The sequence below is a fragment of the Streptomyces sp. NPDC059398 genome, from assembly GCF_042751845.1.
Lineage (GTDB): Bacteria > Actinomycetota > Actinomycetes > Streptomycetales > Streptomycetaceae > Streptomyces.
On the sequence record NZ_JBHYWP010000003.1, the window covers coordinates 47,485 to 70,542 of the forward strand.

The following is a 23,058-nucleotide window of genomic DNA, read 5'->3' on the forward strand; positions in this document are numbered from 1 at the left end:
GGGGTGCCCCCCCCCGGGCTCACCGGTGGTCCCCAGCGCCGGTGGCGGTGGGGGGGCGGGTGGTGGGGGCCCCGGTGTGCTGTGCCGGGCCCGCACCTTCCGTATCGCGTCCGCAACCGGCCGGTCAGTTCCGGCCGGTCAGTTCCCGACGGAGACCGTGAACCGGACCGGATTGCCGTCGTTCGCCGCGCCCGAGACGTCGGGCTGGCCGTCCGGGACCACGTCGTCGTACGGGAAGGCGTACCCGATCGGCGAGTTGGCGTGGACCACCCGTGCCCAGTGGTTGGTGACGTCCCCCTGGTAGTAGTCGGCGGCCGTCGTGCCGTTCGGCTGGCTGGGGTGGGTGAGCATGATCGAGCGGTTGAACCCGGCGGCGATCCTGGCGAGCAGCGCCTTCTTCTCGTCCGGGTCGTCCGGATTGTTGGCGAAGGGGCCGTCGTTGCAGGTGAAGATGGACTTCGAGTCGGGCTTGGTGAAGGTGTGGCCGCCGTCGAAGGTGAGGGTGTCCCCGCTCACCCGGCCCTTCAGGCTGCCCTTGCCGCCCTGCAGGTCGATGGTGAGGTCGGTGGAGCTGTACTTGTCCCAGACCTGGTCGACATAGCCGCTCCACAGATCGCCGAACGGCATGGCGTCCGGGGAGGCGGACGCCATCAGATTCTGCGGCGACATCACCCGCAGCACCTTGCCGTCCGAGCCGTGGACGACCAGCTTGTCCCAGGGCTGGCCGTCCTTGGCCGCCTGGGCCGTGAGATCCGATGCGATCTTGTCGACCGCGCCGTCGGGGAGCGGGGCCACGGTGTGGTCGGTGTCGCCCTTGAGCGTGAGCCCGATGGGCAGCGAGGTCACCAGGTCGACGTACGAGATGTTGGCGTACAGCTGGTCCGGGTTGAAGGTGAACTCGCAGAACGACCAGGTGCGGCCGTAGTTCGGGTCCGCCGGGGTGGCGAAGGCGGGCTCGACCAGCGAGGGGCCCGGGTTGAGGAAGAAGTCGAGCTTGTCGTCCCGTACGAAGTAGACACGGGCGCCGTACATCTGAGGCAGTGTCAATGTGACGGCACCCGCGCCCGCGGCCTTCAGCGGGATGGCGCAGTCGACGGGCAGCGGTGTCTGCGGGGCCGACGGCGAGTCGGGGTGGTACACGCTGCCGTCGGCGCGCAGCAGGACCCACTTGTCGGTGCCCTGCTCATGGCCGGTGACGTACGCGTTGACGTTGCCTGGCAACGACTTGTTCTCCAGGGCCAGTTCGCAGGTGGCGGCGGAGGCCGACGCGCGTGGGCTCAGCGCGCTTCCCCAGGCGGGGTAGGTGAGAGCGGTGGCGGTCGCCGCGGCGCCGGTCAGGAACATTCTGCGGGATATCACGCAAGTCTCCTGTGGTCTGTGGGGGGGGCGGAGCACGGGAGGCGGGTGGGGCTGTGGGGGGTGGCCTCCCGTTGGCCCATACTGTTGCGAGGTGCGGGGCATTGGTCAAGACCTAGCACTGAGAGCGCTCTCAAATTCCTCTCCGCCTTCACCACTTGAAGACGCGGAGGCTCTGCTCATGGCCTCCGGGCCGTAGCTCCCGGCCTCGCCCCCGGGCAACCGGGCCCCGGCCACGGGTCTCCCGCCCGCGGATTCCCGGCGACGGCCTCCCGCCCGGCGCCCACCGGGACCGCCGGGGCGCTCGCCGCCGCCCCGCACGAGCGCCCCGCCGCCGTCCGGGCCGCCGGCCCCTACGGAGTTGGGCCGGACAGACCCTACGGCGTGGCCCAGTCCTTGAGCGCGTTCTTGCTCCCGAAGCGCGAGTTGGCCACATTCTTGTCGAGCGGGCTGCTGGTGTACTGGTGGAAGGTCCAGGCCGCCTTGATCCTGGGCTTGCCCGCCGTCGTGTAGTCCGCGATCCACAGTCCGTCCCCGGCGTACGACGTGGTGTCGTGGTTCAGCCAGTAGTCGCGGTTCGTGTACAGCAGCACCCGGTTGTGCGGCCGCAGTTTCTTCACCGCGCGGATGAAGCTGTCCTTCTCGGCGTTGCTGGCCCGGGTGCCGTCCCCGGTGGTCTCCCAGTCCACCGCGAGCAGATCGCCCGACTTCTCGGGGGCCTTGCTCACGAAGTACTCGGCCTGTGTCTGGATGTTCCCCGGCCACAGGAAGTGGTAGAAGCCGACGACGCACCCGCCGTCCCGCGCCAGTTTGGTCTGGCTTGTCAGTCGTGGATTGACGTATGTGTGGCCCTCGGAGGCCTTGATGAAGACAAAGGCCTGACCGTCGGTGTCGAACGACGTCTGGTACGTACTGACATCGATGCCGTGCAGCATGCGTGCTACCTCCCCTTGTTCCGTGGTGACTTGGGTATCCCATGTTCCACTTACCCATTCGGGAGGTGTCGACTGCATTCGCTCACCTGGGCGAAGTGAGAACCAGGGATACGTTGTGGCCGCCGAAGCCGAACGAGTTCGCCAGGGCCGCGTCCCAACGCCCCCTGCGGGCGCTGCCGGTGACGACATCCAGCGGTACCCGGTCGTCGAGCCTGGACAGGTTGCGGGTCGGCGGGACGGATCCGTCCCGCAGCGCCAGCAGCGCCGCCATCGCACCCAACGCCCCCGAGGCGCCCAGCAGATGGCCGGTCATGGACTTGGTCGCTGTGACCACCGGGTGGGTGCCGACGGCGGCGGCGACCGCCTCGGCCTCGGCGAGATCGCCCTGCGGGGTGGAGGTGGCGTGCGCATGGACATGGCCGATGTCCCCGGGGGCCAGGTCCGCGTCCAGCAGGGCCTTCCGGATCGCCCGTGCCTGGCCTTCGGGGTCGGATGCGGTGATGTGCCCGGCGCTGGACGTCGTCCCCGCACCGGCCACCGCTCCGTGCGCACGTGCGGCGCGTGCGCGGGCGTGCGCGGCGCTCTCCAGGACCAGGACTGCGGCGCCCTCGCCGAACACGAAACCGTCGCGCTCCGCGTCGAAGGGGCGCGAGGCGCCCTCCGGGTCGTCGTTGGCCGTCGACACCGCCCTCATCTGGGCAAAGGCGGTCAGCGGCAGCGGATGCAGGCTCGCCTCCGCACCGCCCGCCACCACGATGTCGGCCCGCCCCGCCCGGATGAGGTCGAGACCGAGCGCGATCGCCTCCGCCCCGGAGGCGCAGGCGCTCACCGGGGTGTGCGCGCCGCCCTTTGCCCCCAGCTCGATGGAGACCCAGGCGGCCGGCCCGTTGGCCATGAGCATGGGGACGGTGTGCGGCGAGACCTTCCGGGGGCCGGACTCCTCCAGTACGCGGTTCTGCCCGAGCAGGGAGAGCACGCCGCCGGTGCCCGTACCGATCACGACGGCGAGGCGCTCCGGATCGACGGCGGGCGCTCCCGCGTCCGCCCAGGCCTCGCGGGCACAGACCAGGGCGGCCTGTTCGCAGCGGTCGAGCCGGCGGGCCTCGGTGCGCTTCAGCGAATCCGCCGGGTCCTGGCGCATCCGGGCCGCGATCCGCACCGGCAGCGGGCCGGCCCAGTCCTCGTCCGCCAGGCTGCCGATTCCGTTCTCGCCCGCCGTCATCGCGGCCCAGGTAAGCGGGACATCACCGCCGAGGGGCGTGGTGGCCCCCAGCCCGGTGACCCAGACATCCGTTCTTGTCGCCATGCGGTGGACCGTAACCAACCATCCAGTTGGTTGGCAACCTGCGTATGATCGCCCCATGACGAGGAGCACCCGCACCGGGGGGACCCGCGCCCGCCTGCTGGCGGCCGCGCGCACGGAGTTCGCCGAACACGGACTGGACGGCGCCCGCGTCGACCGGATCGCCGAGCGCGCCGGGGCCAACAAGGAGCGCATCTACGGGTACTTCGGCAGTAAGGAGAAGCTGTTCGCGGCGGTCGTCGCGGAGGCGCTGGACGAGCACGCCGTGCAGGTCGGACTGCCGGACGGCGACCCGGGTGAGTACGCGGGGCGGATGTACGACTACCACCGGAGGAACCCGGAGCTGACCCGGCTGATGATGTGGGAGGCGCTGCACTACGGCGACGGGGCGCTGCCCGACAGCGAGGCGCGCTCCGGGCACTACGCGCGGAAGGCGGCCGCGCTCGGTGAGCCGGCCGGCGGGCGTCCGGCCGGGGACGCCGCCGCCACCTTCCTCGCCCTCATCGGTGTGGCGGTCTGGCCGCTGGCCTTCCCGCAGATGGCCCGGCTGGTCCTGGGGGCCGGGCCGGGACCGCTGGACCCCGCCGCGCTGCGGGCCCATGTGGTGGAGACGGCCCGCGCGGTGGCCGCGCACCGCCCCGGCGCCCCGGGGTGAGTACGCCGGTTGCGGCGTCCGGGCCGCCCCGCCGTCCCCCGTCCCGGCGCCGCCGCGTCACCCCTCCCGCTCCGGCTGTCAGGGCTTGCGGGCCACGGCCACATAGCAGGCGGCGTCGGCGTCGCTGACCTGCCCGGACTCCCGTGGGTCGTCGGGCCGCCACCGGTGGGACACCGTGACGCCCGGCTCGACGAGTTCCCAGCCGTCGAAGAAACGGCTGAACTCCTCCTTGGTGCGGAACTGCAGCGGTGTTCCGGCGGCCGTGTAGATGTCGATCATGCGGTTCATGGTCTCCGCGTCGAAGTCCGGGGTGGCGTGCGACAGGGCGAGCGTGCTGCCCGGTGCGAGGGCCTCCTTGTACCGCTCGATGATCGCGTAGGCGCCGTCGGCGTCGGTGACGAAGTGCAGCAGCGCGTTGAGGCTCAGCGCGACGGGCCGGCTCAGATCGAGGGTGTCGCGCAGGGCCGACGCCTTCAGCAGGGTCTCCGGTTCCTTGGCGTCAGCCTCGACATACGCCGTCCTCCCCTGCGGGGTGCTGCGCAGCAGGGCCTGGGCGTGGGCGAGCACGATCGGGTCGTTGTCCGCGTACACCACGCGCGCGGCCGGGACGGAGAGCTGGACCACTTCGTGGAGGTTGGGGGAGGTGGGAATGCCGGTGCCTATGTCGAGGAACTGGCGCAGCCCGTGCTCCGCGGCCCACCGGGTGGCCCGGTGCATGAACTCCCGGTTCGTCCGCGCCGCGACGCGCACACCGGGGAACGCGGCGAGCACCCTGCCCACGGCCTCCCGGTCGGCGGTGAAGTTGGTGGTGCCCCCCAGGTAGTAGTCGTACATCCGGGCGGAGTGCGCCCGGTCCAGCTCCAGATCGACCGGACTCGCCCCGAGATCCTGCCCCTGGTGCTCCGTCATGCTGACTGCCTCCCCTTGTCGGTGTGCCGCTCGTCAGCACCCTGCCCGTCGAGCGGTACAAGAACTCCGGCCGGGCCCGGTCAACTCCGGCCAACTCCGGTCCACTCCAGTCGCCCCTGGTCCACTGCGGTCCCCTCCCGGAAGAGCAACCCGGCGACGGGATTTTCAGGTACACATAGACGAGCCCAACGTGACGGGACGAACACCGATGGCAGCTTCCGTATGCGCCATGGCGTGGATGTGCGGACCACGGTGCGTACCGGCGCGCGGGGGGCGTGTCCCTATCACCGGACGCCGGTTCCAGCAGGGGACCGGCGCTGGTACAGCAGAGCAGGTACGTGTATGCGCCGGAGAACCGCGGTGGACGCCACCGCCTTACGGACGCCGTCCACCGGCCTGTCGGCGCGCAGGCTGCACATGGTCTGCGAGGCGTTCTGCGCCGAGCACCACCAGGAGTGGCAGTCGTACGCTCTCCTCCAGGTGGGGGAGTCAACGACCGCGCATGCCCTGGTGGTTGAGCTCAGGGCCCGGCTGACGCTCCACTGGGAACACGCGTTGCGCCAGGAGTCCGTCGAGGGACACGCCTGGAAGATCTTCAAGGAGATCATCTTCGAGTGGCTGGACGAACGCGGCCTGGAACCGGCGCTGGCCCGGACCGCCGCACCCGCATCGGTCTTCGAGCACATCCTGGGCGCCTGGGCCCCGCCCGCCCCCGGCCCAGCCCTTCCCGGCCCAGCCCTTCCCGGCACCGTCCTTCCCGGCACCGTCCTTCCCGGCACCGTCCCGGGACAGCGGGAACAGAGCCCGTGCCCGGAGCTGTACGCGGCCATCGCGCGCCTTCCGGAGCGCCAGTACGACGTGCTGCTGCTCCGGTACGTGCTGCAATACGATCAGGCCCGTACCGCATTCATCATGGGCGTCCCCCAGGAGACGGTCCGCTCGCACATCCGCCACGCGAAGCGGAAGCTGGCCCGGGACCTCGGCCTCCACGGGGCGCCCGGCCCGGGGGAGTAGCGCATGGACGTGAAACACGGAAGAGCCCCTGGCTCCGCCGCCGCCCGCGACGGCGGCGGGCACCGGCGGGTCGGCCGCCACGGCAGCAGCCACCCGTACCGCGCCCCCTCCGTGGAGCGGGCCCCGTCTCCCTCCCATGGGTGACCCCGACGGCCCGCGCGTCCCACCGCGACCGGGCACACCGGCCCCGGCGCCCTATCCGACGGCGTACGAACAGGCCGCACACGAACTGGGGTTGGCCTGCGCCCTGGTCCTGAACGCCCCGCAGGCGGCGGGCTGCCTCTCCCGGCTGGTCGACGAGCGGCACCCCGGCCCCGAGGGCGCCCTGATGCTGGCGGCGCTGCTGCACATCACCGGCCGGTACGACGCGGCACGCTCCTGGTGGCAGTTCGCCGCGGGCGCGGGCAGCAGAACGGCCGCGTACGCACTCTTCCTCGACCACCGGCGGCGCGGCGAGTACCGGGACGCCAAGCACTGGCGCACCCAGGCGGCGAACCTGGCCACCCCCCGCCGGGCCCCCCGCCCGGAGCCCGCCGCCCCCACCGTCCGCGCGGACCTCCTCCCCGAGGAGGCCCGCCACAGCCTGCTGGCCCAACTCCACCACGGCCTCCCGCCCGACGTACCCCGGGCACTCGCAGAGGTGGTCGACCGGTTGCACACGCGGGGGGACTGACGGCGGGGTCGGACTCCGCTCCCGCCACGCGGGTTACCGGGCCCCGGCCGTCCACGGTGAGCCGTAGCGGTCGGCCAGTTCACGGGCGTCGGCCGGGGAGAGCAGGTGCGGGTCGGTCGCCCGGGTGAGGAGGGTGAGGGCCGACGCCTCCTCGATCTCGACCGCCGCTTCGACGGCCTCCCGGACCGTGCGGCCGGAGACGACCGGGCCGTGGTTCTGCAACAGGGCCGCGCGGAAGGGGAGTTCCAGGGCCAGCAGATCCGCTGCCTGGCGGGGGTCGCCCGGAGGCGCGTACGGCACCAGGGGGGCTTGTCCCACGCGCATGACGAAGTACGGCGAGATCGGCCCGATGGCGGACCAGGGGGACCAGGGCGGCAGGCACGAGGCCGCGGTGGCCTGTCGTGAGTGGAGGTGGACGACCGCTGTGCAGGAGTCCGAGCGGCGGTAGAAGGCCAGATGCAGCGGCAACTCCTTCGAGGGCTTCGGGCCGCTCAGGGTGCGGCCTCCGAGGTCGGTGACGGCCAGTTGGTCCACGGTCAGCCGGCTCAGGTCGCACCCGGTGGGGGCGATGTGCACCTCGTCGCCGATCCGGACGCTGACATTGCCGGTCCTGCCCGGACTCAGACCGAGCGCCGCCAGTTCGTGTGCGGCGCTCACGATGTCCTGCCGGACGGTGTCCTGTCGTATGGCCTCCTGGCCGACCGTGCTCACCCGAGTTCCTTCCATGCGGTGGTGAAGACCGAGTCGTCACCGAAGTTTCCAGATTTGAGGGCGAGGTTGACCACCGGACCGGTGCCCGCCGGGCCTGCCGTCGCCGAGGCCCAGGCGACTCCCGGGGCGATCGCCGGACCGATGCGCAGCCGGGTCACGTCCAGGGCCGTGGTCACGGTGCCCGAGGTCTCGCCACCCGCGATCAGGAACCGTCGTGCGCCGCGGGCCAGCAGCTCCTGGGCGCACCGGCCCAGGGCCCGTTCGACCAGGGCCGACGCGGGTTCCAGCCCCGGGGATGTGTCGTGTTCGATGTCGTCGAGCGATGCGACGGCGTACACCAGGACCGGGTCACCGGGGCGCTGTGCCCACTGGTGCGCGGCCCACCGGGCCAGGTCCGCGACCTCGCCCGGCAGGTCGGCGCGCAGGGCGGCGAGATCGAGTTTGCGGGCGGGCATCCGCTCGCGCCCCCGGGCGACCTGGCGCCGCGTCGCGGCGGACGCGCTCCCGGCCAGCACGGCCTGGAACCCTTCCGCCACCGGAATGTCCCGGGCCCGCGACGGGCGCCCGGCCACCGGGAGACCCAGGGCGAGACCCGAGCCGCCGCTCCACAGCGTGAGCCCCGACGCGCCGTCGGCGATGACCGCCAGATCGGCGTCGTCCACGGCGTCGACGACATGGATCCGGCTGCGCCCCGGGTCGGCCTCCAGCGCCCGCCGGACCGCTGCCGCACCCGACCGCACCGTGGCGTGATCGGTGAGTACGGTCTCGTGACCGCTCTGCGCCGCGAGCAGCCCGACCACATCGGATTCGGTCATCGGCGTGAGCGGGTGGTGGCGCATCGGGCTCTCGCTGAGCAACTGCCGGTGGACGAAGAGATGCCCCTGGTAGACGGTGCGCCCATTGCCGGGAAGGGAGGGGACCGCGAGGGTCACGGAGGCCCCGACGGCGTGCATCAGGGCGTCCAGGACCGGGCCGATGTTCCCCGTCGGTGTGGAGTCGAAGGTCGAGCAGTACTTGAAGTAGAACCGCTCGCAGCCCAGCTCCCGCAGGACCGCCAGGGCGGCGAGGCTGTCGGCGACCGCCCGGCCGGGCGGCGCCGTGCGGGACTGCAGGGCGATCACCACGGCGTCGGCGTCGGCGTCCTGGGCCAGGCCCGGGTCGTCCGGGGCGGGCAGACCGGTGCGGACCACGGTGCGGTACCCGCGGCTCACCAGGTTCGTGGCCAGATCCGTCGCGCCGGTGAAGTCGTCGGCGATGGCGCCCAACGTCGGCATAGTCCCTCCTGCCCTTGCCGTGAGGCGGGCTTCCGTCGGCCCGCTCCCTACGGTGATGTTACAAAGCTTGACACACATGTGCAACGACGTTAATTCTTGTGAATATTGTTGTGGGCCTCGCCCCTACCATCGACTTGGTCCGCCCCTCCGCGAAGAGGGGGCGACGCGAGCACGGTCGGACGGGGGCCCCGCCTGCTCGTCACTCTCCGCCGAGGAACGTCATGGACATCAACGTCATGGACATCACTGAACGGACACGGTCCGACGCCACATCGCCGGTCCGCTATGCCCTCACAGGGGCCTGCGGAGGATTCGGCCGCACGCTTCTCGCCCAGACCCGCTATGTGCCCGGCCTCTCGCCCGCCGTGCTGTGCGACCTGGACACCGGAGGACTGCGCGCCCTGTGGGCCGAGCTGGGCCTGCCCGACGACGGGCTCCGGGTCTGCCGGACCCCCGACGAGGTGCGGCGGGCGGGCTCGGACCCGGACGTCACCCTCGCCGTCCCGGACACCGCGCTGCTGGCGGAGACGGAGTTCGACATCCTGGTCGAGGCCACCGGCAACCCCGCCGTGGGGTACGCGGCCGCGGTGGCGGCCCTCACCGCCGGCCGGCATGTGGCGATGGCCAGCAAGGAGGTCGACTCGGTCGCCGGCGTCCGGCTGTCCCGGCTGGCCGCCCGGCACGGCGTCGTCTACACACCGGCCGGAGGCGACCAGCCCGCCAATGTGCTCGGGCTGCTCCGGTGGGGGCGGCTGATCGGGCTCGACGTGGTGGCGCTCGGCAAGTCCAGCGAGTACGACCTCGTCCTCGACCCGGAGTCGGAGACCGTCACCCAGCAGGACATGACCGTCGCGGTCCCCGGCATGAGCGACCTCCTCACCCTGGGCGACGACGTACGCGGCACCCTGGCCGCCCGCGCGGCCCTGGTCGAAGCGCTGCCCCGCAGATCCAGCGCCGACTACTGCGAGATGTCGGTGGTCTCCCACCACTCCGGCTTCCAGCCCGACGTCCCGGAGCTGCACTACCCCGTCGCGCGCATCGACGAACTGGCCGACGTGTACGCGCTGCGCGAGGACGGGGGCCTGCTCGCCACCACGGGCGCCCTGGACGTCTTCAGCGCGCTGCGCCTGCCGGGCGAGGCGTCGTTCGCCGGCGGCGTCTTCCTCATCGTCCGCACCCACGACGACGTCACCTGGCGGATGCTGCGGGAGAAGGGGCACGTCGTCAGCCGCGACGGCCGGTACGCCTGTGTCTATCTGCCCTTCCACCTCATGGGGGTCGAGACCCCCTTCACCCTGCTGACCGCGGTCCATGAGCACCGGGGCGCCGCCGGCCCGGGTGGCGTGGGCCGCTCCGCCGTGCTCGCGGGCCGGGCGGTGCGCGACCTGCCCGCGGGCACCGAACTGCGGATGCACGGCCACCACCACGAGGTCGACGGCCTGGAACCGGCCCTGCTGACCGCGCAGGACGCCGGACCCGGTACCGCCCCCTACTACCTGGCGGCGAACGCCCGTACCGCCCGGGATGTCCGGGCCGGCACGGTGCTGACCCTCACCGACCTCACCGGCTACGACACCGCTCTCGCCCAGGCGTCGCACGCGGAGCCCGCGCAGGACGCCTGACCCACCCCTCGTATCCCCTGCGGCGCGGACAGCGCCAGAGCGGAAAACCCGAAGGAACGACCCGTGAACCCGAACATCGAGCATCTGCTCCTGGCAGCCGCCGCGATCGTCTTCCTGATCGTGCTGATCACGAAGTGCCGGCTGCACCCGTCACTGGCGCTGACCGTCGCGGCGCTCGCCCTGGGCATGGCCAACGGCATCAGCCCCGCGGGAGCGGTCAAGGACTTCGAGCAGGGCTTCGGCGACACGCTGAGCGACACCGGCCCGGTCATCGCACTCGGCGCCATGCTCGGCGGCATCCTGCTGGGCAGCGGAGGCGCCTACCGCATAGCCGACGCCTTCGTCGTCTCCCGTCCGGTGAAGTGGATCCCGCTGGCCATCGCGGTGGCCGCGCTCATCATCGGACTGCCCAACATCTTCGACGTCAGCTTCGTGATGCTCGTCCCGCTGGCGTACGCGGTCGCCAAACGCACCGGAACGCATCTCCTCTTCGTCGGCCTGCCGCTCGCCGCCGGCCTCTACACCGCACACGGCCTGCTGCCACCGCATCCCGCCCCCACGGCCGCGGTCACCGCCTACCACGCCAACACCGGCCTGACCATCGGCCTCGGTCTGGTCATCGCGATCCCCACCGTGCTGATCTGCGGCCCCCTGCTCACCAAGCTCAGCAGCCGCGCCTTCGGCCCCGCGCCCGACCTCGACGCCGGACCCGTCGCCAGCGTCAGCCCGCAGCCCGAGGGCCGCAGGGCCGGTCCTGTCTCGCTCCCGCTCACCCTGACCGCCGTCCTGCTGCCGCCCTTCCTGATGCTGGTCGGCACGCTCGGCTCCTCGATGACCCGGAAGAACTCACTGCCCTGGCAGGCCTTCGAGACCCTCGACAACCCGATCCTCGCGCTGCTCGTCGCCGTACTCTTCGCGTTCTTCGTCCTCGGGCCCCGGGCCGGCTTCCTGCTGCGGCAGATGCAGACGATGTCCGGCAAGGGGCTGGGCGCGGTCGGCCCGGTGCTGCTGATCATCGGGGCGGGCGGCGGGCTGGCCCAGATGCTGGCATCGACCGGGGTGAGCCACGCGATCACCGGTTACGCGGTGCACTGGTCCGCGCCGCCGCTCCTCCTCGCCTGGGGAATCGCCGCGCTGCTGCGGATCTGCCTCGGCTCGGCGACCGTCGCCACGATCACGACCGCCGGCATCGTGGCGCCCTTCCTGACCGTCTATCCGGGCCTCTCACCCGAACTCCTCGTCCTTGCCACCGCGTCGGGCTCCGTGATGCTGTCGCACGTCAACGACTCGGGCTTCTGGCTCTTCAAGGAGTACTTCCAGCTGTCCGTAGGAAAGACCTTCAGGACCTGGTCGGTCATGCTCTCGGTACAGTCCCTCATCGGACTGGCCGGCGTGCTCCTGCTCTCCCTCGCCGTCTGAGCCGCCGGCGCCCGAGCACCCCCGTCCCCCGTCCCCCGCCCACCGGACCCGGAATAGAGTGATCACATGAGTTCACAGGAGGAGGGGCAGCTGATCCCCGACCAGCGGCGCGAGCTCCTCCTGCGCCGGCTCCGCAGTCATCTCGTGCTCAGCGTGCACCAGCTCACCGAGATGCTCGGCGTCTCACACATGACGGTGCGCCGGGACATCGCCGCTCTGGAGGAGCAGGGCCACGTCTACTCCGTGCCCGGCGGGGTGCGCCTGGCCAGCCGTATCTCCAGCGAACCGAGCCATGAGCGCAAGACCCATGTCGACCGGGCCGAGAAGACGGCCATGGCCGCGCTCGTCGACGGGCTGCTTGTGGACGGGATGAGCGTGTACGTGGACGCGGGGACCACCCTGCTCCATGTGGTGCCCTTCATCACCGCCCGCCAGGGAATGACCGTCGTCACCAACGACTTCACCGTCGTCCACCGGCTGGCCGACGCGCCGCACGTCGAGACGATCCACATCGGCGGCAGGCTCGAACACGAGAACCTGTCCACCGTCGGCCCGGTGGCCGCGGCCACTCTGCGGCAGTTCGCACTCGACCTGGCCCTGATCAGCAGCAGTTCCTGGGACCTGCAACGTGGCGTGACCACCCCGTCGGAGGCGAAGGTCGAGGTCAAGCGTGCCGCGATGGAGTCGGCCTCCCGGTCGGTACTGGTCGCCGCCGCGTCGAAGTACGGCCTGTTCGCCACGTACCGGATGGCTCCGCTCCGCGCCTTCGAACGGATCGTGACCGACAGGGCACTCGAACCGGCCGCCGCCCAGGCGATCCGCGACCTCGGGATCGAACTGGACCTCGCCACCCCCTAGTTGGGTCGCGGCACAGTTGTCGATGAGGTTGTTGATGACGTTGTTGAAGTTGATGACGTTGTTGAAGACGTTGTTGACGACCCATCAGGACCGCGGGGAAAGCACCGCGACGGCCCGGTCGAAGGCCGAGTCCCGGTTCTTCGCGAACTCCTCATCGGTGAAGACCGGTGTCCGAAGCTGCGGCGGGATACCGGTGCCGTCGAAGGTCCGCCCCGAGCCGGTCAGGAACTCCTCGTTCGGGAGCCAGACCTCCATACCGTTGGGGAGCACGCGCTCCAGGACATCGGAGAAGACCCCCTGTGTGGGCTCCCCGACGCGGACGGTCCTGCCGGGGCGGCCGATGAGGGCCTGGGTGAAGGTCTCGCCCGCGCTCACCGTCGTACCGGCGGTCAGCACGGCGACCGGACCGGTGTAGCGGGGCACGCCCGCGGCCGGTTCCACCTGGATGGGCTGCGGCCGCGTGTACCGGGTGCGCTTCCGGTAGGCGAGGTACGGGGTGTCGGTCAGCCGACCGGCGATGTGCAGCCCCAGGGAGTCGGAGCCGCCGCCGTTGATCCGCAGATCGATGACCAGCCCCCGGAGGGAAGCCGTGCGCCGGACGGTGAGCACGGTGTCCAGCGCCCTGTCGAGCTCGGCGAGCTGCGCGCCGTACGAGGGGTCCTGCCGGTCGTAGGCCGCGAATCCGGAGATACGGAGATAGCCCTGGCCGCCGGGCAGATCCGCGTAGCTGATCCGGCCGTTCGCGAACTCCTGCGGCTGCGCGCCCCCGAGGTCGCGCCGCACGATGTACGACTTGACCTTGGTGTCAAGCTCCTGGCTGAGCATGGCCGTACCCGGACGGACCTGGGCGAAGTGGCGGTCGCCGTCGAGCACGGCGACATGGGCGTCGTACAGCGGCCGCACCATCTCGCTGAAGAGGGCGAAGAGTTCGTCCCTGGTCGTACCGGCGTGCACGGTGGGGCGGTACCTGTCCCGTACGGCGTGCCAGTCGATGCCCTTGGCGGCGAAGAAGGGGTAGTTCTCCTCGAAGGACTGCCAGAACACATCGAACGTCGTCACGGGGTCCTCGGGCGTCGCCCGCCCGCACGCCGCCGGGAGCGCCGCGATCCGCCGCAGTTCCTTGTACCCCGGCGAACCCGCCTCCCGCAGCGACCCCGTCGCCCGGACGGTGAGATCCGTTCCGTCAGCGGTGCGGTACACGCCCGGCGCCGTCTGCCGCGCCGCGTCGCCCTTCAGACAGCTGACCGCCGTCGTCTGGTACTCCTGCAGCCGCCCGTCCGCGATCGACAGGACGGTCCCGTAACCGTTCACGCGCCACACCCCGTCGACAGCCGGCCGGGGTGCCGCCGACGCGGGTGCCACCGCCCCGCCCGCGAGGGTCAGTGCCACGACGGCGGTCGCGGCCCTGCTGCTCCTGTGTCGCACCGTCTTCCCTCCCCTGTACGCGATCTGCGTCAGCGCTCCGAGGATCGCCGACCGGCGCGTACGGGAACATCCGGCGGGCCGGTGGACCGGCAGGGGGGACATCCCCCGGGTCCGGACGCCCGGCGACTGCCCGACCGCCCCGCTTCCTGACCGCCCCGCTTCCCGACCGCGCCGCTTCTTGATCGCCTTGACAGGCAGACGTCCAGTGGGAGTCTGGAGATGACGGCGTCGCGCGCCACCACGACCGGCCCGGCGACCCGCACGACCAGTACGGCGAGGGACGGGCCCTTCTGGGGATGTCCGCCCGGCCGAGGGCGCGGCACGGCAGTGCCCCGCCTCATCCAGGTATCCACGGCATTCAGCCGGCAGCCCGCTGCGGCGCCCGTCCGATGGCCACTGCCCGAGAGGGCGCCGAACCCCACAGCTGATCTGACCCTCCGAAGGAACTGCGCCGATGGCTGTACGAGGCGAGCAAGCGGTACGAGGCGAGCAGCCGGTACGAACGGCGTCGCCGCCTCCCAGGGCGCGGGAGGTCGCGAAATTCGCCGCCGTCGGGGCATCCGGTGTGGCGGTGAACCTCCTGGTGTTCAACCTCGTGCGCCACGCCACCTCGATCCCCGTGGTGAGCGCGAGTGTGATCGCCACCGTCGTGTCGATCGCCTTCAACTACATCGGATTCCGTTACTTCGTCTACCGGGACCGCGACAAGAGCGGCTGCACCCGCGAGATGGGGCTCTTCCTGGTGTTCAGCGCCATCGGCCTGGTGATCGAGAACGGCATTCTCTATCTGGCCACGTACGGCTTCGGGTGGGACAGCCCGCTGCAGAGCAACGTATTCAAGTTCCTCGGCATCGCCATCGCCACCCTCTTCCGATTCTGGTCCTACCGCACCTGGGTGTTCCGGGTGATACCACCCACTTCCTCATCATCCCCGTCCCCGTCCTCTTCCTCTTCCTCTTCCTCTTCCTCTTCCTCTTCCTCTTCCTCGCACGGGCCCTGACCCCCCGGAGCCCGCGACCAGGGGCAGCAGACCGGCCCCGGCCGGGTCCCCGGAACCTGGCGGTGCGGCGTGCTCGTTGGTTCGTACGCTCGTGAGGTCATGTATTGGTCGGGATGTCCACTGATCAGGTCGTCCACTGATCGGCTGGTGTGCTGGTCGGCTGGTGTGCTGGTGGGATCGTGTACTGGTCAGCTCGTCTGCTGGTGGGGTGGTGTGCCGATCAGGTCGTCGGTTGGTGGGCTCGTGTACTCATGGGCTGGTGTGTTCGTCCGACTGTCCGCTCGTCTCCGCCCGTCGCGGACATCCCGCGCGAGATGAGCGGGGGACCTACCGCTACCGGCCGGGCGGCGCGTTCGGCCAGGCGGTCGACGAGGCCCGCGAGCATGCCCGTTGGGGTGACACCGATACTGCCTGGCGGACCGTGCGCGCCGCGATCCCGGTGTGGGAGCCGCTCGGCCCCGCCCATATCGCCCCGGTGGGCCTGCTCGCCGACCCTCTGCTCGCGCCTGTGCTCACCGCTGGCCGGCGCCTGGAGCTGCCGGAATCCCCGCGCGGCGGCGAGCGGGGCCCGGCCCCCGGCCCCGCCCGCGACCAGGACCCGGGCGGCCTCTCCTGGCTGGCGCGCCCCGGTGGTCTGCGACCCGGGCAGTCGTCACCGTCCGGCTACCGGATGGTCCTGGTCGAAGGGGTCGCCCCGGACGAACTGCCCGTCCTGCTCGGTTCCTCATCCGACACGGCGCTCGCCCCACCGCTGCTGCACTGGAGAGTCCGTCACCATCACCGCCCCGATCTGCGGACGTTCTCCGGCTACGACGACAAGGCGCTGCTCAGCGTCGGGCGGGCGGGCCAGGGCTGGAGCTTCGGGTTCGAGGACGGCCCGCCTGCCTTCTCCATGGAGCGGTTCGTCTCTCCGGCGCAGGCGGCATCCGCCCGTGGTGGCCACGCGATCGTGGTGTGGAGCGATGGGGGCGGGCGTACCCCGCTCTTCCATGTGTCGATGGCCCGGGGCGGGATGCCGCTGTACGCGTTCACGGTGCGGGACGGGGTGACGGAGCACAGCTCAGGCGCCGTGCCCGCCGGGCTGGCCCCGGATCTTCTCGGTTTCGGCACCGAAAAATCCGACACCGAAAAATCCGACAGTGAGAGGCCAGCCGCTCAGTGGGGCGCCCAGGGCCGGGAACTGGATGCCATCGCCGACCTGTACGGGGTCGCTCTGCCACGTCTCGCTCTCACCGAGGGCCGGCTGCACTCCTTCGAGACGGTGTCCCGGATACGCCCGCCCGGCCCCGGTGAGGCCCATATGACGATCACCATGGGCTGACGCGCACGCAGGCGCTCAGCCTCTCCGCCACAGGCGCTCACCCGCTCCGCCATCAGATACGGAGGTCCGCGGTGACGGTGGAGGCAGGGGTGGTCAGGACGGCGTCGAAGGCGTCGACGACCGGGGTGTGCACAGAGGTGCCCTGGAGGCGGATGCGGTCGGGGCAGTCGGAAGCCTCCGTCCGTGCCCTGCGGAGATCGGCGATACCGAGTCCGAGGCCGCCGTCGGCAAAGGCGCACTCGATGCTTCCGGGTTCGGGCGGTTCCAGTGCCGTGTCGCCGAGGGTGAAGCCGAAGGGTGCTGTCTCGTCGCGGCGCATGTCCGCGGTGTGTCCGCCGATGCTGGTCAGGCCGAGCGCGAAGTAGGTATCGCCCAGTGCACGCCGCAGTTGCTGTCCCATGGGCAGCCCCGTGAGGTGCCCGTCGAAGGAGATGGGTGTCGTCTGGATGTGGGCGTTGTGGGCGGCCAGGACGATACGGGCGCCGGGATCGATACGTTCCAGGTGCCAGAGGACCGAACTGGCCATGTAGGCGTCCCGGGCCGAGGTGTCGGCGGTGAGGCCGTTGCCCGCGAACAGACCGGCCATGGCGCGGAAGGTGTAGTCGGCGTGGCAGGCGCCTTCGAGGCGGTGCAGGGCGAGGTCGTAGTCGTGCCGGTCGCCGCGGGTGGCGTACAGGGGTTCGAGGGCGCGGAAGCGGACGAGGAGGCGGGCGAGGATTGCGGTGAGGGTGTTCTGCTCGGTGGTGGGCAGGCGCGCCCAGGCGGGTGCGGCCACGGCTGCGGAGCCGCCGGCGAACGACCCGGCGATCCGCAGAGCCGTCTCGGCTGCCGGCACGGTCTGGGGGTCGATGCGGCGCAGGTAGTCGGCGACCGGTGACAGGGCGGGCAACAGGGATCCGCCCGCCGCCGGGATGTCGATGCCGGCGAAGCCCACCGGTGCTGAGGCGGTGCGGTTGTGCTGACGTACCCATTGCAGGGGTTCGGTGAGCCCTACGGGGACCGCTGTGGCGAGGTGGACCGCCAGGTCCTCATCGGCGCCCTCTCCCCGGGCCCAGGCATCCAGAGGGAAGCCTTCGCTGAAACCGTACTCGAAGGCCAGGACGGTGAAGCCGCAGCGTTCGACGAGGAACCTCAGCAGGCGGCGCCGCAGAAGCGCGAACTCTTCGACGAAGTGGGAGTGTTCGCCGATCGCGACGATGCGGGCGTCTCCGATGATGCCGCGCAGCGGTTCCAGGTCGTCGAGCGGCGCCTGCGGGTCGAGGTGGGTGAGCGGGACAGCTCGTTCGCGAAGCCAGTGGGTGAACGGGGTCCCGGGGGAGAAACGGGTCATGGTGAGGCTCGATTCAGTGCGGGGAGGGGCCGGGGGCTGCGGCCTCCAGGTCGTCGACCGTGCCGGACATGATCGTGGGGAGGTGTTCAGTGAGATGCGGCAGGGGCCAGTGCCACCAGGCCAGTGCGAGGAGACGGTCGATGTCGGCGTCGCGGTAGCGGCGGCGCAGCAGCCGGGCGGGATTGCCGCCGACGATGCCGTAGTCGCGGACGTCCTCCACGACGACCGAGCCGGAGGCGATGATCGCTCCGTGCCCGATACGGACGCCGGGCATCACCGTGGTCCGGTACCCGAACCAGACGTCGTTGCCCACTGTGGTGTCACCCCGTCCGGGCAGCCCGGTGATGAGGTCGAAGTGGTCGGCCCAGGAGCCGCCCATGATGGGGAAGGGGAATGTGGAGGGGCCGTCCATCCGGTGGTTGGCGCCGTTCATGAGGAACCGCACGCCCTCGCCCAGCGCACAGATTTCCGATGACGAGTTTCTCGGGCCCGTAGTGGTAGAGGACGTTGCGGTTCTCGAAGGCGGTCGGGTCCCCGGGATCGTCGTAGTACGTGAACTCCCCGACCTCGATCAGCGGTGAGGTCACCAGTGGCCTGAGGAGCACGACCCGGGGCTGGTCGGGCATGGGATGAACCTGGGTCGGGTCGGCGGGTACGGGCGGCATCTGTGATCGTTTCCTTCCGGAGGGCGGGCTTCAGACGCGCGCTTCGGCGGCGCCGAACCAGCGGCCGAGCGCTTCGCGGAGCGCCGGTACGGCGTTGTCGGGGGATTCGTCGACGGCGGCGGCCCAGGCGATGTGTGCGTCGGGCCGGATCAGGAGGGCGTCCGCGGGGCGGTCCTCGGTCTTGGCGGTGCAGACGTCGACACGGGTCCGCCAGGCTCCGGCCGCCCGGCGGAGGCCCTCGCGGTCGACGAGGTCCGGGAGCAGGGGCCGTGCGGTGTACAGGAGTTCGCCGACACCGGTCACCCCGCGGTCGCTGTGGAGGGTGAGGTTGGGGGCGAAGGCTCCGGCCAACGGGTGGTCCCCGGACGGTCCGGGCACCGGGTAGCGGATGTCAGCGCCCGCGACCAGCGCCCCCATGCGGCGCAGCGGCTGCTCGTCGGCGAGCAGCTCCTGGAAGAGCTCGCGGAGCGCTTCGGCCGCCGGGTCGGTCCCGCGCCGCAGCGCCACCTGGGCCCGGGTGTGGAGCAGGGTGCGCGCGCCGGCGAAGTGCCGTTCCTCGTGGTAGGTGTCCAGCAGGCCGTCGGGGGCCGTGCCGTGGATGTCGGCGGCCGGCTTCCAGGCCAGGTTGACCGCGTCGAGCATGCCGGCGTTGATCGCGACGCCGGTCGCGGGGAACAGGTGTGCCGCGTCACCGGCCAGCAGGATCCGCCCCTGCCGGTAACGCTCGGCGTGCCGGGCCTTGAAGGTGAACCGCGGCAGTCGGACCGCTTCGGCCAGCGGAAGACCCACGCCCAGGACGCGCCGGAGGCTGTCCCGGAATTCGGTCACGGACATCGGGACGTCGTCGTCGTACTCGTCGCTCTCGTCCTCGGTGGTGTAGAGGGAGACCACGGGGGATTCGGGCGATGCGCCAACGCCCAGAAGACCGGTGGCCGTTCGTGTGGAGCCCCCCTTGACCGTGCCGAAGCCTGCGACGTCGAGATCCCCGTTGCCGAGCACGGTCACGGTGTCCGGCAGGGTGACCTGGGCCAGCCGGTTGACTTCCGGATACGTGGTGCCGGGAAAGGCGATGCCCGCCGCGTCCCGCACCCGGCTGCGGGCGCCGTCGCAGCCCGCCAGGTACCGGGCGGTCACCCGGTACGGTCCGTCCGGGCCGAGCACCTCCGCGGTCACGGCCGCCGTGTCCTGGACGACTCCCGACACCTGGTGCCCGTGGCGGATCTCGACTCCGAGCTCACGGGCGCGTTCGGCGAGTACCTTTTCGAGCTGCTGCTGCGGGAGTGGCAGGGCGTGCATCGGAGGGTCGGCGAGCCGGGTCAGGTCGATATGGACGCCGCCGAACGGGAACCGAGGGGCCGGTACGGGGCCGGTGCAGGCGGCCTCGAACCGCTCCAGCAGGCCCCGGTACCGCAGCAGTTCCAGGATCTGCCCGCCGAGGCCACCGGCCTTCGGGGTGTCCCGGCGATGCGGATGGCGCTCCAGCACCAGGGGGTGCACCCCGGCCAGGCGCAGTTCGCACGCCAGCATCAGGCCGGTGGGACCGGATCCCACGATGATCACGTCAGTGTCCATACGCTCCCCCCTTTGGAACGGCACGTGTCGTGCCGATAGAATTGCACAGCTCGGCATCCCGTCAAGTGCGGCACGTGCCGTGCCGTTAGGGTGGCGCCATGACAGACTCCCGGCGCGGAGCCGCCCGGACCGAGGCCATCATGCGGACCACGCTGGAACTGGGTCAGGAGATCGGCTACGCGAAACTCAGCATCGAAGCGATCGCAGCCCGAGCCGGCGCGGGGAAACACACGATCTACCGCAGATGGCCGTCCAAGGGTGCTCTGCTCCTGGACGCGCTCCTCTCACTGCACAAGGCCAGCCTGGAGTACCCCGACACAGGCGACATCGTCGCCGACCTGCGCACCCAGATCCACGCGGCCGTCGATCTGCTGGCCAATCCCCCCTTCGGTCCGCTGTACCAGGCCCTGGTCGGCGAGGCCCAGTACGACCCCCAGATCGCCGCGGCGCTCAATGAGCGCTTGATCGCCGTCCAGGCCGACTTGACCGTCGCCCGGTTGAAGGCGGCGCAGGACCAAGGCCAGTTGTCGCCCGACTTCGACCTGAGCCTCGCCATGGCGATCCTCTCCGGCCCGCTCTATTTCCAATTCCTGATCACCCAGGAACCCCTGACCCATGAGTACGTCGACCGTGTCGTCCACGCCCTCTTCGCCGGCATGGGCAAGCCGTCATGAAGCAAGCCGGCGAAGGGTGATGGTGATGGCCGGCCACGCGTCGTACCCCTCGGGGCCCGAACGACCTTTCTGCGCAGACCTGTCTATCCGGGAGAGTCATGACAAGCAGGTTCACTGAGCTGACCGTTGACTGCCGTGACCCGGAGCGGCTCGCCGCATTCTGGTGCGCGGTCCTTGACTTCAAGGTGATCGACCGGCGCGAAGGCAAGGTCGAGATCGCTTCCTGGGTGCCGACCGTCGAGGGCATACGGGCCCGCCAGATGCCGCCCACCCTGCAGTTCATCCACGTGCCCGAGGGCAGGGCCGTCAAGAACCGGCTGCACCTCGACATCAGCCCGGTCGACGGCAGCACCGAGGACGAGGTGGTCAGATTGCTCGGCCTCGGCGCCACCAAGGTCGACGTGGGCCAGGGGCCGGACCGGAACTGGGTGGTCATGGCGGATATCGAAGGCAATGAGTTCTGCGTCGTGCGCAGCCTGGCGCCGCAGCGAAGCTAGCCCTACGGGTCAGGGGCTCTGCTGTTCTCTGTTCTCCGGTCGGGGGCAGACGGAGGGCTCCGGTGAGTGCTTCGATGGCCACCGTGTGTGCAATGGCGCAGGGTGGCACCGCCTGGCACCAACTGGCGCAGGTAGCGCCATCCGCACCATTCCTTTCTCTCTGGAAGTTCCTGAGGATTGGTTGCGCCACGTTTTTCCCAGTCAATCTGTGCGCATCTACGCCGCTCACGGGCGCCCTTCGCGCTTCAGTTCCCGGAAAGGCGCCATGCGCGCTTGCGAGTGGCGCCAATGTGGTGCCATGATGACGTCATGGACCTCACCCCGTATGTCGACACCCTCCGCCGTGAACTCGCGGTGGCCGCCGAAGCCGGCGGCGACGAAGCCCGTGAGCTGGCCGACAGGCTCACCGCGCCCTTGGAGTCGGCGACCCGGCTGACCCTGCTCAACGTGCTCTCCGCCGCGATGGGCGAGATCACCCGTGACCTCGCTCCCGGCTCGGTCGACGTACGGCTGCGCGGGCTCGACCCCGACTTCGTGGTGACGCTGCCGCCGGCCGGCGGCGCCCCCGCGGAGCCGGTCACGCCCGTCGAGTCGCTCAGGACCACGTCCGCGCCCGACGGCGACGAGGGTGGCACCGCCCGTGTCAACCTGCGCCTGCCGGCCCACCTCAAGGCCCGCGCCGAGGAGGCCGCGGCCGGCGAGGGGCTGTCGGTCAACGCATGGCTGGTGCGCGCCGTTTCGGCCGCGGTCGACGGCGGTAACCGGCCGCGTACGACGGAGAAGACCCGGACCATCGGGCAGGGCTACACGGGCTGGGTGCGCTAGCCAGAGGCCCGCCCGCGCCACGTCACGCACATCACGTCACACGCACCGCCACGCCCACCAGCGTCACCCACCACACCACGTCCCACCAGCGGGGACGCCACGCATACCCAAGAGGACGGGACAGCTATGCCTTCTTTCAGTACTCCCGAACCGATTTCGGTCACCGCCCACGTGGGCGCCGGTTCCATCCACTTCGCCGCGGATGACCGCCCCGACACTGTCGTCGAGGTGCAGCCCCGCGACCCGAAGCGCGACAAGGACGTGCGGGCCGCCGAGCAGACCGAGGTCACTTACGCCGGCGGCGTCCTGACCGTCAGGACGAAGGAGCGTCGCATGATCGGGCCCTCCGGCGTCGTTGACGTGACGGTCGGACTGCCCACGGGCTCGCGCATCGAGGCGACCGGCTCCTGGACCCAGGTGCTCGGTGAGGGACGGCTCGGCGAGGTCCGTGTGAAGACCTCGGGCGGTGACGTCCGCCTCGACGCGACCGGGCCGCTCCAACTCACCGCCTCCCACGGCTCGATCACCGTGGATCGGGTCCAGGGCGCGGCCGAGATCACCAGCAGCTTCGGCGGCATGCGTGTCGGCACCGTCGACGGGCCCGCCGTCCTGAAGAACTCGCACGGCACCACGACCGTCGGCGTCGCCACCGGTGACCTGCGGGTGAGTGGTGCCAACGGCGACATCGACATCGCGCGCGCCGAGGGTTCGGTCGTCGCCACCACGGCCAACGGCACCCTGCGCGTCGCCGAGGTCAGCCGCGGATCCGTCCGGCTGGAGACCTCCTACGGCGCCATCGACCTGGGCGTACGCGAAGGCACCGCCGCCTGGCTCGACGTCAACTCCGGTCATGGACAGGTGCGCAGCACGCTCGCCGCGTCCGAGAGCCCGGGGGAGTCCGAGGACACGGTCGAGGTCCACGCCCGTACGCGTTACGGGAACATCGACATCCACCGCGCCAGGGTCTGACCCCGGCCGCCCACTGGCCCACGCCCACTGGCCCACGCCCACTGGCCCACG

21 protein-coding genes and 1 pseudogene are annotated in these 23,058 nt (G+C 71.0%); 12 read left to right on the plus strand and 10 right to left on the minus strand.

The window, feature by feature from the left end; translation table 11 throughout:
- Positions 1 to 138 precede the first annotated feature (138 nt).
- From ACFXBC_RS02100 to ACFXBC_RS02110, 3 genes are all read right to left on the minus strand, one after another.
- Positions 139 to 1,344 (minus strand): glycoside hydrolase family 64 protein, encoded by a 1,206-nt coding sequence (locus ACFXBC_RS02100; RefSeq protein ID WP_385017827.1) that lies wholly within the window; start codon positions 1,342 to 1,344, stop codon positions 139 to 141.
- Positions 1,345 to 1,733: 389 nt separating this feature from the next.
- A complete protein-coding gene (locus tag ACFXBC_RS02105; protein WP_385017544.1) occupies positions 1,734 to 2,291 on the minus strand; it encodes a GH25 family lysozyme in 558 nt (185 codons plus the stop codon).
- Positions 2,292 to 2,373: 82 nt separating this feature from the next.
- Positions 2,374 to 3,597: a beta-ketoacyl-[acyl-carrier-protein] synthase family protein gene (locus tag ACFXBC_RS02110; RefSeq protein WP_385017547.1), complete on the minus strand. Its 1,224-nt coding sequence runs from the start codon at positions 3,595 to 3,597 to the stop codon at positions 2,374 to 2,376.
- 55 nt (positions 3,598 to 3,652) lie between these two features.
- Here ACFXBC_RS02110 and ACFXBC_RS02115 point away from each other — a divergent pair, with 55 nt between their 5' ends.
- On the plus strand, positions 3,653 to 4,249 hold the full coding sequence (locus ACFXBC_RS02115; protein ID WP_385017549.1) for a TetR family transcriptional regulator: 597 nt from the start codon (positions 3,653 to 3,655) through the stop codon (positions 4,247 to 4,249).
- A gap of 78 nt (positions 4,250 to 4,327) precedes the next feature.
- Here ACFXBC_RS02115 and ACFXBC_RS02120 read toward each other — a convergent pair whose 3' ends face one another.
- Positions 4,328 to 5,158, minus strand: a complete 831-nt coding sequence (locus ACFXBC_RS02120) for an SAM-dependent methyltransferase (RefSeq protein WP_385017552.1) — start codon at positions 5,156 to 5,158, stop codon at positions 4,328 to 4,330.
- Positions 5,159 to 5,500: 342 nt separating this feature from the next.
- On the opposite strand from ACFXBC_RS02120, the gene ACFXBC_RS02125 reads away from it, so the two are divergent.
- Positions 5,501 to 6,172: an RNA polymerase sigma factor gene (locus ACFXBC_RS02125; RefSeq protein ID WP_385017555.1), complete on the plus strand. Its 672-nt coding sequence runs from the start codon at positions 5,501 to 5,503 to the stop codon at positions 6,170 to 6,172.
- Between the two features lie 136 nt (positions 6,173 to 6,308).
- Positions 6,309 to 6,845 carry a hypothetical protein gene (locus tag ACFXBC_RS02130; RefSeq protein WP_385017558.1) on the plus strand — a complete coding sequence of 179 codons (537 nt, stop codon included), beginning with the start codon at positions 6,309 to 6,311 and terminating at the stop codon, positions 6,843 to 6,845.
- A 33-nt stretch (positions 6,846 to 6,878) separates the two neighbouring features.
- Here the strand turns inward: ACFXBC_RS02130 and ACFXBC_RS02135 are convergent, their stop codons facing one another.
- Both ACFXBC_RS02135 and otnK read right to left on the minus strand, forming a co-directional pair.
- Positions 6,879 to 7,556 carry a class II aldolase/adducin family protein gene (locus tag ACFXBC_RS02135; RefSeq protein ID WP_385017561.1) on the minus strand — a complete coding sequence of 226 codons (678 nt, stop codon included), beginning with the start codon at positions 7,554 to 7,556 and terminating at the stop codon, positions 6,879 to 6,881.
- Positions 7,553 to 8,830: a 3-oxo-tetronate kinase gene (gene otnK / locus ACFXBC_RS02140; protein WP_385017564.1), complete on the minus strand. Its 1,278-nt coding sequence runs from the start codon at positions 8,828 to 8,830 to the stop codon at positions 7,553 to 7,555. Before otnK ends, ACFXBC_RS02135 begins: the two co-directional genes overlap by 4 nt.
- Positions 8,831 to 9,051: 221 nt before the next feature.
- Between otnK and ACFXBC_RS02145 the strand changes: the two genes are divergently transcribed.
- From ACFXBC_RS02145 to ACFXBC_RS02155, 3 genes are all read left to right on the plus strand, one after another.
- Positions 9,052 to 10,452: a homoserine dehydrogenase gene (locus tag ACFXBC_RS02145; protein WP_385017567.1), complete on the plus strand. Its 1,401-nt coding sequence runs from the start codon at positions 9,052 to 9,054 to the stop codon at positions 10,450 to 10,452.
- A 63-nt stretch (positions 10,453 to 10,515) separates the two neighbouring features.
- A complete protein-coding gene (locus ACFXBC_RS02150; RefSeq protein WP_385017569.1) occupies positions 10,516 to 11,871 on the plus strand; it encodes a gluconate:H+ symporter in 1,356 nt (451 codons plus the stop codon).
- Positions 11,872 to 11,937: 66 nt separating this feature from the next.
- Positions 11,938 to 12,729, plus strand: a complete 792-nt coding sequence (locus tag ACFXBC_RS02155; RefSeq protein ID WP_385017572.1) for a DeoR/GlpR family DNA-binding transcription regulator — start codon at positions 11,938 to 11,940, stop codon at positions 12,727 to 12,729.
- A gap of 84 nt (positions 12,730 to 12,813) precedes the next feature.
- On the opposite strand, the gene ACFXBC_RS02160 is transcribed toward ACFXBC_RS02155, so the two are convergent.
- Positions 12,814 to 14,154: a S41 family peptidase gene (locus ACFXBC_RS02160; RefSeq protein ID WP_385017575.1), complete on the minus strand. Its 1,341-nt coding sequence runs from the start codon at positions 14,152 to 14,154 to the stop codon at positions 12,814 to 12,816.
- A gap of 454 nt (positions 14,155 to 14,608) precedes the next feature.
- Between ACFXBC_RS02160 and ACFXBC_RS02165 the strand changes: the two genes are divergently transcribed.
- Together ACFXBC_RS02165 and ACFXBC_RS02170 are read left to right on the plus strand one after the other, a co-directional pair.
- Positions 14,609 to 15,154, plus strand: a complete 546-nt coding sequence (locus tag ACFXBC_RS02165) for a GtrA family protein (RefSeq protein WP_385017578.1) — start codon at positions 14,609 to 14,611, stop codon at positions 15,152 to 15,154.
- A 259-nt stretch (positions 15,155 to 15,413) separates the two neighbouring features.
- Entirely contained in the window at positions 15,414 to 16,475 is a 1,062-nt protein-coding gene (locus ACFXBC_RS02170) for a hypothetical protein (protein WP_385017581.1), read from the plus strand.
- A gap of 52 nt (positions 16,476 to 16,527) precedes the next feature.
- Here the strand turns inward: ACFXBC_RS02170 and ACFXBC_RS02175 are convergent, their stop codons facing one another.
- The 3 genes and pseudogenes from ACFXBC_RS02175 to ACFXBC_RS02185 all read right to left on the minus strand — a co-directional run bounded on the left by ACFXBC_RS02175 (position 16,528) and on the right by ACFXBC_RS02185 (position 20,042).
- Positions 16,528 to 17,805: an erythromycin esterase family protein gene (locus tag ACFXBC_RS02175; RefSeq protein WP_385017584.1), complete on the minus strand. Its 1,278-nt coding sequence runs from the start codon at positions 17,803 to 17,805 to the stop codon at positions 16,528 to 16,530.
- Positions 17,806 to 17,818: 13 nt separating this feature from the next.
- A pseudogene (locus ACFXBC_RS02180) lies at positions 17,819 to 18,470 on the minus strand (CatB-related O-acetyltransferase).
- A gap of 30 nt (positions 18,471 to 18,500) precedes the next feature.
- Positions 18,501 to 20,042: an FAD-dependent monooxygenase gene (locus ACFXBC_RS02185; RefSeq protein ID WP_385017587.1), complete on the minus strand. Its 1,542-nt coding sequence runs from the start codon at positions 20,040 to 20,042 to the stop codon at positions 18,501 to 18,503.
- Between the two features lie 98 nt (positions 20,043 to 20,140).
- On the opposite strand from ACFXBC_RS02185, the gene ACFXBC_RS02190 reads away from it, so the two are divergent.
- From ACFXBC_RS02190 to ACFXBC_RS02205, 4 genes are all read left to right on the plus strand, one after another.
- On the plus strand, positions 20,141 to 20,716 hold the full coding sequence (locus ACFXBC_RS02190) for a TetR/AcrR family transcriptional regulator (protein WP_385017590.1): 576 nt from the start codon (positions 20,141 to 20,143) through the stop codon (positions 20,714 to 20,716).
- Positions 20,717 to 20,814: 98 nt separating this feature from the next.
- Positions 20,815 to 21,213, plus strand: coding sequence for a VOC family protein (locus ACFXBC_RS02195; RefSeq protein WP_385017593.1), 399 nt, complete (start codon positions 20,815 to 20,817; stop codon positions 21,211 to 21,213).
- A gap of 309 nt (positions 21,214 to 21,522) precedes the next feature.
- Complete coding sequence (locus tag ACFXBC_RS02200; RefSeq protein ID WP_385017596.1) at positions 21,523 to 22,038, plus strand: toxin-antitoxin system HicB family antitoxin; 516 nt, start codon at positions 21,523 to 21,525, stop codon at positions 22,036 to 22,038.
- Between the two features lie 126 nt (positions 22,039 to 22,164).
- Positions 22,165 to 23,007 (plus strand): DUF4097 domain-containing protein, encoded by an 843-nt coding sequence (locus ACFXBC_RS02205; protein ID WP_385017599.1) that lies wholly within the window; start codon positions 22,165 to 22,167, stop codon positions 23,005 to 23,007.
- Positions 23,008 to 23,058: the final 51 nt, after the last annotated feature.

Excerpts from the sequence above, each read along its gene's own strand:
- ACFXBC_RS02205 (WP_385017599.1), top strand. The coding sequence starts at position 22,165 with ATGCCTTCTTTCAGTACTCCCGAACCGATTTCGGTCACCGCCCACGTG.
- ACFXBC_RS02200 (WP_385017596.1), top strand. The coding sequence starts at position 21,523 with ATGGACCTCACCCCGTATGTCGACACCCTCCGCCGTGAACTCGCGGTG.
- ACFXBC_RS02125 (WP_385017555.1), top strand. The coding sequence starts at position 5,501 with ATGCGCCGGAGAACCGCGGTGGACGCCACCGCCTTACGGACGCCGTCC.
- ACFXBC_RS02130 (WP_385017558.1), top strand. The coding sequence starts at position 6,309 with ATGGGTGACCCCGACGGCCCGCGCGTCCCACCGCGACCGGGCACACCG.
- ACFXBC_RS02110 (WP_385017547.1), bottom strand. The coding sequence starts at position 3,597 with ATGGCGACAAGAACGGATGTCTGGGTCACCGGGCTGGGGGCCACCACG.
- ACFXBC_RS02185 (WP_385017587.1), bottom strand. The coding sequence starts at position 20,042 with ATGGACACTGACGTGATCATCGTGGGATCCGGTCCCACCGGCCTGATG.
- ACFXBC_RS02100 (WP_385017827.1), bottom strand. The coding sequence starts at position 1,344 with ATGTTCCTGACCGGCGCCGCGGCGACCGCCACCGCTCTCACCTACCCC.
- ACFXBC_RS02190 (WP_385017590.1), top strand. The coding sequence starts at position 20,141 with ATGACAGACTCCCGGCGCGGAGCCGCCCGGACCGAGGCCATCATGCGG.
- ACFXBC_RS02115 (WP_385017549.1), top strand. The coding sequence starts at position 3,653 with ATGACGAGGAGCACCCGCACCGGGGGGACCCGCGCCCGCCTGCTGGCG.
- ACFXBC_RS02120 (WP_385017552.1), bottom strand. The coding sequence starts at position 5,158 with ATGACGGAGCACCAGGGGCAGGATCTCGGGGCGAGTCCGGTCGATCTG.
- ACFXBC_RS02145 (WP_385017567.1), top strand. The coding sequence starts at position 9,052 with ATGGACATCAACGTCATGGACATCACTGAACGGACACGGTCCGACGCC.
- ACFXBC_RS02155 (WP_385017572.1), top strand. The coding sequence starts at position 11,938 with ATGAGTTCACAGGAGGAGGGGCAGCTGATCCCCGACCAGCGGCGCGAG.
- ACFXBC_RS02105 (WP_385017544.1), bottom strand. The coding sequence starts at position 2,291 with ATGCTGCACGGCATCGATGTCAGTACGTACCAGACGTCGTTCGACACC.
- ACFXBC_RS02175 (WP_385017584.1), bottom strand. The coding sequence starts at position 17,805 with ATGACCCGTTTCTCCCCCGGGACCCCGTTCACCCACTGGCTTCGCGAA.
- ACFXBC_RS02195 (WP_385017593.1), top strand. The coding sequence starts at position 20,815 with ATGACAAGCAGGTTCACTGAGCTGACCGTTGACTGCCGTGACCCGGAG.
- ACFXBC_RS02165 (WP_385017578.1), top strand. The coding sequence starts at position 14,609 with ATGGCTGTACGAGGCGAGCAAGCGGTACGAGGCGAGCAGCCGGTACGA.
- otnK (WP_385017564.1), bottom strand. The coding sequence starts at position 8,830 with ATGCCGACGTTGGGCGCCATCGCCGACGACTTCACCGGCGCGACGGAT.